This window comes from Nocardia aobensis NBRC 100429, from assembly GCF_000308375.1.
GTDB classification, from domain to species: Bacteria; Actinomycetota; Actinomycetes; order Mycobacteriales; family Mycobacteriaceae; genus Nocardia; species Nocardia aobensis.
Genome location: NZ_BAFQ01000296.1, coordinates 58,391 through 69,645, shown reverse-complemented (window position 1 = coordinate 69,645; position 11,255 = coordinate 58,391). Strand labels below are relative to the sequence as shown.

Below are 11,255 nucleotides of genomic sequence, written 5' to 3'. Positions count from 1 at the left end.
ACGCTCAGCGATCCGACATCTCACGCGCCGCCTGCGCTGCCGCGAGCCGCGGAATAATGCCGCCGGCCAGTACCGTTTCCACCTGACGCTCCGAAAGCCGGTGGCGCAGGGGAATATCCACGTTCGCGGTGACATTGTGGGCAGTGATCGTAGGACCGGCGGCGAGGGCGGCCCGCAGCCCCTCGATGCGCAGTACGTCACCCCGTCCGATGCGGCCGTAATCGGCGGGATCGGCGAATTCGAGGGCGACGATGCCGAAATTGGCCAGATTCTGCCAGTGGATGCGCGCATACGATTTCGCGATCACCGCCCGCAGCCCCAGATATCGCGGTGCGATCGCGGCATGTTCGCGCGAGGAGCCCTGTCCGTAGTTGTCTCCGCCCACGACGACATGTCCGGTGGTGCCGGAGATCTCGGCCGCGTGCCGGGGATAGTCCGGATCGATTCGGGTGAAAGCGAATTCGGCGAGTTTGGGGATGTTCGAGCGGAACGGCAGTGCCCGCGCTCCGGCCGGGGAGATGTCGTCGGTGGAGATGTTGTCGCCGACCACGAGCAGGACCGGCGCCTCGATCACATCCGGCAGCGGATCGAAATCCGGCAGGCCGGAGATGTTGGGGCCCTTCACCAATTCCACCGTGCGCGCCTCGGCCACCGGCAGCGGCGGCACCAGCATCGCCGTGTTGACCGACGCGTGCGCGGGCAGCTTCAGCACCGGATAATCGAGGCCCAGCTCGTCGGCGAGATCGCGCGGATCGGTGATCGTCGCGGTCAGCGCGGACGCGGCGGCGGTCTCCGGCGAACACAACCACACCGAGTCCTCGTCGGTGCCCGAGCGTCCCGGAAAATTGCGCGGCATGGTGCGCAGGGAATTGCGGCCGACGGCCGGCGCCTGCCCCATGCCGATACAGCCCATACATCCGGACTGGTGGAGGCGAGCCCCGGCGCGGATCAGTTCGAACGTAGCGCCCATCCTGGTCAGATCCTCGAGAATTTCCCGCGAGGACGGATTGACGTCGAAGCTGACGTCGCTGTGGGTCTGCCGGCCGGAGACGATGGCAGCGGCCATCGCGAAATCCCGCAGCCCGGGGTTGGCCGACGACCCGATCACCACCTGCGCGACCGGTTCCCCGGCGACCTCCCGCACCGGAACCACGTCCCCGGGTGAGGACGGCCGGGCGATCAGCGGCTCGATCGCGGACAGGTCGATGTGCTCGTCGAGGTCGTAGGTCGCGCCCTGGTCGGCCCGCAGTTCGGTGAAGTCGGCGGCGCGATCCTCGGCGCGCAAAAATTCGCGCACCGCGTCGTCGGCCGGAAAGACCGTGGTGGTGGCGCCGAGTTCGGCGCCCATATTGGCGATCACGTGCCGATCCATCGCCGTGAGTCCCGCCAGGCCGGGACCGTGATATTCGATGATCCGGTTCACGCCGCCCTTGACGCCGTGGCGGCGCAACATCTCCAGGATCACATCCTTGGCCGAACACCAGGGCGGCAGTTCACCGGTCAGTTCGACGCCCCAGATCTGCGGCATGGTGATGTAGAGCGGCTCACCGGCCATGGCGAGCGCCACCTCGAGACCGCCGACGCCGATCGCGAGCATGCCCAGCGATCCGCCGGCCGGCGTATGCGAATCCGAGCCGACCATCGTCACACCGGGTCTGCCGAAACGCTGCATATGGGTCGGGTGCGAGACCCCGTTGCCCGGTTTCGAGAACCACAGCCCGTACCGGCGGCAGGCCGACAGCAGGAATTCGTGGTCCTGGGCGTTCTTGTCGTCGGTCTGCAACAGATTGTGGTCGACATATTGCGCGCTGAGTTCGGTGCGCACCCGGTCGAGCCCGAGCGCCTCGAGTTCCTGCATCACCAGGGTGCCGGTGGCGTCCTGGGTGAGCGTCTGGTCGATGCGCAGCGCGATCTCCTCCCCCGGGCGCATCCGGCCCGACACCAGATGGGACTCGATCAACTTCTGGGCGACAGTGCGCGGGCCGTCCGTGTGCGGCTGCTGGCCGGTCATCTGCCCTCCTCTGCCCGAGTCCGCGGGATCGCCGGGGCCGGGCGCGTCGTTGGTGCGCCAGTCCCTTCCAGGATGCGCCGATCCACGCCGGCGCGCCGCAACCGGTTCGGGGACCGGCACCCCGCCGCCCGCCCGCAGCGGACCCGCTCAGCGCGAGCCGCGCCGAAACACCTTGCCGGTCAACGGGTCTCGTTCGGTGAGGCAGTACACCCCGCCCACCGGATCGTTCATCACCAGCCACTGTGCGCCGCGGTGCGCGCGCCGGGCGCCCAGCGATTCGTGCCAGGTCGCCACCGCCTCGACATCGGCGCAGGCGATATCGATATGGGCGCCCGGCTCCTGTTCGCTGTCCAGGCGCTGAATCAGTATCCGGACCGGCAGGTGTGCGGGGACGAGCAGCCGGGTGAACTCGGCGCGACCGGTGCGCCGCACGGGCCAGCCGGTGAGCGCGGCCCAGAATTCGACCTCGCCGTCGTAGCCGGACGGCGGGATGTCGAAACAGAGCTGATCGACCCGGCTGAGGCTGCCGTCGGGTCCGGTCACCGGCGCGGGGATATGCCGCCCGTTGCCGGTGGTCAGGCAGAACGGCAGGCCGTGCGGGGACCGCGCGAGCGACCAGGTGTCGTGATCGGCGACCAGGGTCGCGCCGAGATCACGCGCCACGCGGCGGGCGCGGTCGAGATCGGCGACATCGATGTCGAGATGGGCGCCACCGTCCCCGCCGACCGCCTGCGCCGCCTGGTAGGCGTCACCCGTCGCCGGGTCGAGAGTCGCGAACTCGCCGTGTTCACCCTGGCGGGCCGACAGCCCGGTGCCGGTCACCGCCGTCCAGAAGGCGAAGGCGTCGTCGAAACGTGCGGCGGGCCGGTCGATGTACATCCAGCTCCAGCGAATCATGCGTTCCTCCAGGGGCACCGGTCGGTTCAGGCGGGTCGGAAGGGCGGAGTCGCGAGGTCGCCGGCGAACACATCGGGCAGGTCGCGCTCGACGCTGTCGGGGAATCGCGCGGGCCGCTTCTCGAGGAAGGCCGACACGCCTTCGCGGGCGTCGGCACTGGCGCCGCGCTGGTTGATACCGCGCGATTCGACGCGATGCGAGATCATCGGATGGTCGGCGCCGAGGCCGCGCCACAGCATCTGCCGCGACAACGCCACCGACACCGGCGCCGAATGTTCGGTGAGCCGTCGCGCCAGCGCCCGGGCCTGGTCCAGCAGATCGCCGGCCGGATGCAGGGCGTAGAACAGGCCCGCGTCCAACGCCTCCTCGGCCTCGACCAGCCGGCCGGAGTACACCCAGTCCAGCGCGGTCTGCAAGGGCACCAGGCGGGGCAGGAACCAGCTGGAGCACGATTCCGGCACGATGCCGCGCCGATTGAACACGAATCCGATGCGCGCGGTGTCGGCGGCGAGCCGGAAGTCCGCGGCCAGGGTCATGGTGATGCCGACGCCGACGGCGGGGCCGTTGATCGCGGCGATGATCGGCTTCTGCGATTCGAACATCCGCAGCGCCACCTCACCACCGCCGTCGCGGAAGGTATCGGTCGACTCGGCGGCGAAGGTTTCGGCTCCGGCCGACAGATCCGCGCCCGCGCAGAACGCACGGCCCGCCCCGGTGACGATGATCGCGCGCACCCGGTCGTCGCGGTCGAACTCCTCGAAGGCGGCGATCAGTTCCGCACCCATCGCGGTGGTGAAGGCGTTGAGCTGCTGCGGACGATCGAGCGTGACGGTGGCGATGGAGTCGGAGATTTCCCAGCGGATGTCGGACATATCGACAGCATGCCAGCAGCCTCCCGACGGTGACCATTCCCCGTGGCCGATCCCGCCCCGGCCCGGCACGCGAATCCCGTTGCGTCACCCGCGGGTTCGGCCGCCGGGTCGGCGAACGGGTCGCGGCCACGGCATACGCGCAGGCCGCGCCTATACTTGACATGCCAGCGCGACGGGCTCCGCGAAAGCAGTACAGACGGAAACGGTGCCGATGGCCGACAAGGATTCCATGGCAATCCAGCGCGACCGCTCCCTGGTGATCGATGATGATCTGCGGGCGGCCGGGTTCGCCGATGCGCACATCATCGGGCGGGGCGGATTCGGCGTCGTCTATCGCTGCCGCGAACTCGCACTGGGACGCACCGTCGCGGTGAAGGTACTCACCGCCACATCCGAATTCGGCGATGAGAATCTCGAACGATTCCTGCGCGAGCAGCGGGCCATGGGCGGGCTCCCGGAACATCCGAACATCGTCGCGATCCTGCAGGTCGGCACGACCGGCGACGGGCGGCCCTATCTGGTGATGCCGTATCACCCGAAGGGCTCGCTGGAACAGCGGATCCAGCACGGCGGGCCCTTGGATGTCACTGCCGCGCTGCGCATGTCGGTGAAGCTGTCCGGTGCGCTGGAAACCGTGCATCGCGCCGGCATCCTGCATCGAGACATCAAGCCGGGCAACGTACTTCTCAGCGACTACGGCGAACCGCAGCTGACCGATTTCGGTATCGCCCGGGTGGAGGGCGGTTTCCGCACCACCACCGGCGTGGTGACGGCGTCACCGGCGTTCACCGCTCCCGAGGTGCTGCGTGACGGCACCCCGACGGTCGCCTCCGACATCTACAGCCTGGGCGCCACCCTGTTCTGCATGCTCACCGGCCACGCCGCCTTCCAGCGCCGCTCCGGTGAGCGGCTGGTCGCCCAATTCGTGCGCATCACCGAGGAACCGATTCCCGATCTGCGTCCCGGCGGCATTCCCAACGACATCTGCGCGCTGATCGAGGACAGTATGGCCGCCGACCCGGCGCAGCGCCCGGTCTCCGCGGCGGAGTTCGGCGAGCGGGCGCAGCAGTTGCAGCGTCACCGCGGTCTCCGCGTGGACGAGATGGCGATCCCGGCGCCGGAACCTCCCGCGGCCGAACCGGCAGCCGCCGCCGATCGCGTCGGCGAACCGACCCGGCTCGGCCTGCTTCCCCCGGCCGACCCGGTGACGACACCGCCGACCGCCGAGACGAAATTCCATCCCGCGCTCCCCGCGCGCCCGCTGGTGCGCCGTCCCCGCCTGCTGGATTCGATGGATCGCGATCGCTGGCCGCGCCTGATCGTCGTCCACGCGCCGGCCGGTTTCGGCAAGAGCACGCTCGCCGCCCAGTGGGGGCAGCGGATGGTGGGCCGTGGGGTCGCCACCTGCTGGCTCAACATCGATGACGACGACAACAATCCGGTGTGGTTCCTGCTGCACCTCATCGAAGCCGTCGGCCGGGCACGGCCCGCCCTGACCACCGAACTGCTGCGCGTCGTCGAGGAACACGGCAACGATGTGATGCGCTATGTGCTGACCACACTGATCAATCGCATCCACGCCGACCGCGAACGGATCGTGATGATCATCGAGGACTGGCATCGCGTCACCGACGCCGATACCACCGCCGCACTGCGTTTCCTGCTCGACAACGCCTGCCACCATCTGCAACTGCTGATCACCAGCCGCGAGATGATCGGACTTCCGCTCTCGGCCATCCGCGTTCGCGACGATCTGATCGAAATAGACTCCGGCGCCTTGCGATTCGACCAGGACGAGACCGCGGACCTCCTGACCCGGGTGGGCGGGCTGACATTGGACGCGGCCGAAATCGACCGGCTGCGGACCGGCACCGACGGCTGGGTCGCCGGACTGCAACTGGCATCGATCTCGCTGCGCGGGCGCGAGGATCCGGGCAGCGCCATCGCCACCATGTCCGGGCGGCATCAGGCGATCAGCGAATATCTGACCGACAACGTGCTCGACGCACTCGAACCCGATGTGCTGACCGCACTGCTGGACACCGCTGTCACGGACAAGGTGTGCGGCTCGCTCGCCTCGGAACTGACCGGACGGCCGCAGGGGCGCGCGCTGCTCGAGGACATCGAGCGGCGGGACCTGTTCCTGCGCCGCCTCGACGACGACGGCGAATGGTTCCGCTATCACACGCTGTTCTCGGATTTCCTGCGCCAGCGGCTCGAGCGCGACCACCCCGAACGCGTACCGCGCCTGCACCGCCGCGCCGCCGAATGGTTCGCCGCCCACGACATGCTCAGCGAGGCGATCGACCACGCGATGGCGGCGGGCGACCCCGGACGCGCGGTGGCGCTGGTCTCCGCACACGCCCGCGAACTCGTGCAGCATTCGCATCTGGCCACCCTGGCGGCGCTGGCGGCGAAACTGCCCGTCACCGACGCCGCGGCCGATCCGACCCTGCAGATCGCGCTGGCCTGGGCGGCGGTGTTGTTGCGGCGGCCTAGCCGCATGCACACCGCGCTGCAGCTGGCACTGGCCGCCGATTCGGCGAAACAGCCTCCGGGACACCGGAAATCCGATCTCGCGGTCGAGGCGTCGATTCTGTGCGGGGTGGAGGCGGCGCTCGCCGATCACCTCGGCGGACTGGAGGACATCGTCGAACAGGGTTGCGCCCGCGCGGATTCGCTGGCGCCGTTCGTGCTGTCGGCGGCGGCCAACCTGGGCGCCTTCACCGCCCTGCACCGGTTCGACTTCGACCGCGTCCACGAATGGCACCGATGGGGCCGGACCTATTTCCGGCACATCACCGGGGCGCTGAGCATCATGTACAGCCACTGTTTCGCGGGGATGGCGGCGCGTGAACAACTCGACAGCGAGGCGGCCGAGGAACACTTCCGCACGGCGCTGCATCTGGCGCGCACCACGACCGGGGAAAGTTCCCTCACCGCTCGCCTCGCCTCGGCCGCACTCGGCGATTTCCTCTACGACCGCGGCGAGATCGCGGAGGCGCACCATCTGCTCGGCGTGGCGGTGGAATTCGGATTCGACGGCGGCACAGTCGATTTCCTGACCGCGGTCTACGGCACGGGTGCGCGCATCGAGGCGCTGCGCGGGGACCGTGAGGCAGCGCGGCGACTACTCGCCGACGGCACCGCGGTCGCCACCGCACACACCCTGCCGCGGCTGTCGGCGCGCATCGAACTCGAGCGAATCCGGCTGGGGTTCGTCGAATCCGGCCCCGATGAGCCGCCCGCACCCCGCGGGCCACGGGACGGCGTAGCGACCACGATTCACGACCTCACCGAGGAAGCGGCGGTCCGGTGGCTGTTGCGCGCGGATCCCGAACGGGCGCTCCCCCGCGCCCGCGCTCTGCGTGAGTCGATCGACGCCGCCGCGCGCCCGCGCGCCGCCCTGTGCGCCGCGCTGTTGTTCGCGCATTGCCTCGAGACCGTGGGCCGGTCGGCGGAGGCCGAGGCGGTGCTCGCGCCGGCGCTGCGCCGCTGCGTCGAAGCGGGACTGGTACGCCCGCTGATCGACGAGGGTCCGGCACTGATCGCCGTCGTCCGGCGGCTCTCGGGCGAGGCGGGCCGACATTCCGCGGGCACTCCCGCCATCGCGCTTCCGCGGACCTTCCTCGACCAGCTCGGGTGATCCGCCGGTCCGTCAGGAGGACACGTCGGTGCGGGTCACCGTCAGCCCGGCGTCTCGCGCCAGCCCGGCGAACACCACGGCGTCGTGGACGGCCGCGCCGCCCGGGTCGTTGTTGAAGTACACGTACCCGTCGGCGGGACCGAAGGTGTCCGTCAGCCGATGCGCCCATGCGGTCAGCGCGCGCCGGCCGTACCGGGGTTGCGGTCGCGCCAGCCCGGAATGCAGACGCAGATACGACCAGTCGGTGGTGCGCCACAACGGCGTCACCGGGCGCGAGCGCGCATCCGCCCAGCACAGCGCGGCGCCGCGTTCCTCCAGCACGGCGCGGATGCGCGGTGTCCACCACGATTCGTGGCGTGGTTCGACGGCCACGCGCACCGTCGAGGGGAACTGTCGCAGACAGTCGTCGAGCAGCGTCGCGTCCGCCCGCAGGGTCGGCGGCAGCTGTACCAGGATCGGACCCAGGCGGTCACCCAGGCCGGCGGCGTGCTCGAGTAGCCGCTGCACCGGCTCGGCCGGCTCGCGTAGCCGTTTGACATGGGTGAGGAAGCGGCTGGCCTTCACCGCCACGACGAAATCGTCCGGCGTGCGTTCCCGCCAGGCGGCGAAGACCTCGCGACTGGGCAGCCGATAGAAGGCGTTGTTGCTCTCGACGGTCGCGAAGGCGGCCGCATACCGTTCCAGCCACAGCCGCTGCGGTACGCCCGGCGGATAGAGCACGCCGCGCCAGTCCCGGTACTGCCAGCCGGAAGTCCCGACGAACAGGGTCACATCGTCCATCGAACCAGACTCGCCCCGGCTCCGCTGGGACCTCGCCGGACACCCCTATGACGGTCGTTATAAGCGGCGAGCTACGCTATGACGACCGTTATAGGGAGGTGGAAGATATGAGCGGCACACCGGATGATTCGCGCGCGAAATTGGTGGCGGGCGCGGCCGAGATGATTCGCCGGCGCGGTCTCGCCGCCACGAGTGTGCGCGATCTCGCCAAGTTCGCGGACGCTCCGCTCGGCTCGACCTACCACTACTTCCCCGGCGGCAAGGCCGAACTCGCCACCGAAGCCGTCGCCCTCGCCGGCGATCTGACCGCGGCGACGCTGTCGCGCGAATTGCGCAAGGGCTCGGCCGAGGGCCTGCACTCGTTCCTGCGTCGCTGGCGAAAGAGTCTGCTGGACACCGATTTTCGCGCCGGATGTCCCGTGCTGGCGGTATCGGTGGAGGACGTGCCGGATGCCGAGGGCGGCCCCCGCGAGGCGGCGGCGGCCGCCTTCGCCCGATGGACCGATCTGCTGGCGCAATCCCTGCGCGACGACGGCGCCGAGCAGGCGGTGGCCGAACGCACCGCCACCCTGATCATCGCTGCGTTCGAGGGCAGCGTGGCGATGTGCCGGGCCGAACGCAGCACCACCGCCCTGGACCGCATCGGCGACCAGCTCGAATCGTTGCTGAAGGCCGCGATCCCGGCCCCCGCCACGACCCCACCGTCCCGGACAAGGAGTACCCGCTCGTGAATCGGACCGATCTCGGCACCCACCCGTTCGATCTCGCCACCGCGCCGGAGCCCGCCGGCGCGGGCCGCTACCTGGCCCGTACCGCGGCGTCGTATTCGAATATGGTGGGCCCCTTCGGCGGCGTCACCGCGGCCACCGCCGTGCGCGCTGTCCTCGACGATCCGCGGTGCGCGGCAGAACCGGTGTCGATCACCGTCAACTACGCGGGCCCGATCGCCGACGGCCCGTTCACGATCGACAGCCGGCCGGTGCGCACCAATCGCAGCACCCAGCACTGGATGCTGACGCTGAGTCAGGACGACGCGGTGACCACCACCGCCACCGTCGTCTGCGGTGCCCGGCGGCCCACCTGGTCCGATACCGAGATCGAACCGCCCGCCGCACCGCCCGCCGAGTCGGTGCCCGTGGCACAACCGCCGGAATTCCCGGTGTGGATGCGCAACTACGAGATGCGGTTCGTCGAGGGCGGCGGGCCGATCACTCCGGAGCCGCGGGAACAGCCGACCTCCACGACCACGCTGTGGGTGCGGGACCTCCCGGCTCGCCCGCTGGATTTTCCCGCGCTGACGGCCCTGGCGGATGTGTTCATTCCGCGGGTGATGGTGCGGCAGGGCCGGATGGTCGCCGCCGGTACCGTCTCGCTCACCGTCTACTTCCACGCCGATGCCGCCGCGCTCGCCGCCCAGGGCGACCGTCCGCTGCTCGCCACCGCCCGGGGCCAGCATTTCGGCGGCGGCTACTTCGATCAGTCCGCGCAGCTGTGGGGCGCCGACGGCAGGCCGCTGGCCACCTCCCATCAACTGGTGTACTTCAAGGACTGAACCCGGCATCGCGACCGGCCGCAGCGGGTATGCCCCGAACATGCAGTGGTTCACGGCGCCCGGCTACTGGTTCGCGCGCGAGGTGTTCCAACGCGGCCTCGCGGTCGTCTATCTGATCGCGTTCGTGGGCGCCGCGCGGCAGTTCCGGGCGCTCATCGGCGCCGACGGCATGCTGCCGGTGCCCGCGTTCCTGGCCCGCTCCTCGTTCCGGGGTTCGCCGAGCCTGTTCCATCTGCACTATTCGGACCGGTTCTTCGCCGGTGTCGCCTGGGCCGGGGCGGCGCTGGCGGTGGCCCTGGCGGCCGGGGCCGACGATCGAGTGCCGCTGTGGGCGGCGATGCTGCTGTGGTTCGCGGCGTGGGTGCTGTATCTGTCGATCGTCAACGTGGGCCAGGCCTGGTATTCGTTCGGCTGGGAATCGCTGCTGCTGGAGACGGGATTCCTGGCGATCTTTCTCGGCAACGACGACATCGCGCCACCGATTCTCGTGCTGTGGCTGGCGCGCTGGCTGCTGTTCCGGGTGGAGTTCGGCGCGGGGTTGATCAAACTGCGCGGCGACCCCTGCTGGCGCGATCTGACCTGCCTGTACTACCACCACGAAACCCAGCCCATGCCCGGCCCGCTGAGCTGGCTGTTCCACCACCTGCCCAGACCGCTGCACCGCGTGGAGGTAGCGGCGAACCATATCGCGCAGCTGGTCGTGCCGTTCGCGCTGTTCACTCCGCAGCCGGTCGCGAGCATCGCCGCCGCGGTCGTCGTGGTCACCCAGCTGTGGCTGGTCCTGTCCGGCAATTTCGCCTGGCTCAACTGGTTGACGATCCTGCTGGCCTGCACCGCGATCGACGCCCGCTCGGCCGCGACCGTCCTGCCGCTGCCCGACCGGCCCGCGTTCACGGACCCGCCCACGTGGTTCGTCGCGGTGGTCCTCGCCTTCACCGCCGCGGTAGTCGTGCTCAGCTATTGGCCGATCCGGAACCTGTTGTCCGGGCACCAGCAGATGAACGCCAGCTTCAATCGGTACCACCTGGTGAACACCTACGGCGCGTTCGGGCGGATCGAGCGCCGGCGCTGGGAACTGGTGGTGGAGGGCACCCGCGACCGGCACATCACCGAGCAAACCCACTGGGAGGAATACGATTTCAAGGGCAAGCCCGGTGATCCGCACCGGCTGCCGCGCCAGTGGGCGCCCTATCATCTGCGCCTGGACTGGCTGATGTGGTTCGCCGCCATCTCCCCGGTCTACGCCCGCTCCTGGCTGGGCCCGTTCCTGCGGCGACTGCTGACCAACGACCCGGCCGCCCTGCATCTGTTGCGGCACAACCCTTTTCCGGACACCCCGCCCGCCCACGTGCGAGTCCGGCACTACCTCTACCGATTCAGCACCCGCGAAGAACTCCGCCGCGACCACGTGTGGTGGCACCGCGACGCGGTCGGCGATTACGTCCCACCGACCGCCCTCGCCTCCCCTCGCATCCGGCACGGCTGATCCGCCCGGCC

Annotated in this window: 8 protein-coding genes; 4 read left to right on the top strand and 4 right to left on the bottom strand. The window is 69.7% G+C overall.

Features of this window, described 5'->3' with window-relative positions; all coding sequences use genetic code 11:
* Positions 1–4: 4 nt before the first annotated feature.
* From RJ03_RS33520 to RJ03_RS33510, 3 genes are all read right to left on the bottom strand, one after another.
* Complete coding sequence (locus RJ03_RS33520; RefSeq protein ID WP_036510818.1) at positions 5–2,011, bottom strand: aconitate hydratase; 2,007 nt, start codon at positions 2,009–2,011, stop codon at positions 5–7.
* 147 nt (positions 2,012–2,158) lie between these two features.
* Positions 2,159–2,908, bottom strand: a complete 750-nt coding sequence (locus RJ03_RS33515; RefSeq protein ID WP_036510950.1) for a VOC family protein — start codon at positions 2,906–2,908, stop codon at positions 2,159–2,161.
* Between the two features lie 26 nt (positions 2,909–2,934).
* Positions 2,935–3,780, bottom strand: coding sequence for a crotonase/enoyl-CoA hydratase family protein (locus RJ03_RS33510; RefSeq protein WP_036510815.1), 846 nt, complete (start codon positions 3,778–3,780; stop codon positions 2,935–2,937).
* Between the two features lie 229 nt (positions 3,781–4,009).
* Between RJ03_RS33510 and RJ03_RS33505 the strand changes: the two genes are divergently transcribed.
* Positions 4,010–7,426, top strand: a complete 3,417-nt coding sequence (locus tag RJ03_RS33505; protein ID WP_245552471.1) for a serine/threonine-protein kinase — start codon at positions 4,010–4,012, stop codon at positions 7,424–7,426.
* 12 nt (positions 7,427–7,438) lie between these two features.
* Here RJ03_RS33505 and RJ03_RS33500 read toward each other — a convergent pair whose 3' ends face one another.
* A complete protein-coding gene (locus RJ03_RS33500; RefSeq protein ID WP_036510947.1) occupies positions 7,439–8,197 on the bottom strand; it encodes a DUF72 domain-containing protein in 759 nt (252 codons plus the stop codon).
* Positions 8,198–8,313: 116 nt separating this feature from the next.
* Between RJ03_RS33500 and RJ03_RS33495 the strand changes: the two genes are divergently transcribed.
* From RJ03_RS33495 to RJ03_RS33485, 3 genes are read left to right on the top strand one after another with little or no spacing between them, the layout of a single operon-like run.
* Positions 8,314–8,937 (top strand): TetR/AcrR family transcriptional regulator, encoded by a 624-nt coding sequence (locus tag RJ03_RS33495; RefSeq protein WP_036510809.1) that lies wholly within the window; start codon positions 8,314–8,316, stop codon positions 8,935–8,937.
* A complete protein-coding gene (locus tag RJ03_RS33490; RefSeq protein WP_036510806.1) occupies positions 8,934–9,758 on the top strand; it encodes an acyl-CoA thioesterase in 825 nt (274 codons plus the stop codon). Before RJ03_RS33495 ends, RJ03_RS33490 begins: the two co-directional genes overlap by 4 nt.
* Positions 9,759–9,798: 40 nt before the next feature.
* A complete protein-coding gene (locus RJ03_RS33485) occupies positions 9,799–11,244 on the top strand; it encodes a lipase maturation factor family protein (RefSeq protein WP_036510803.1) in 1,446 nt (481 codons plus the stop codon).
* Positions 11,245–11,255: the final 11 nt, after the last annotated feature.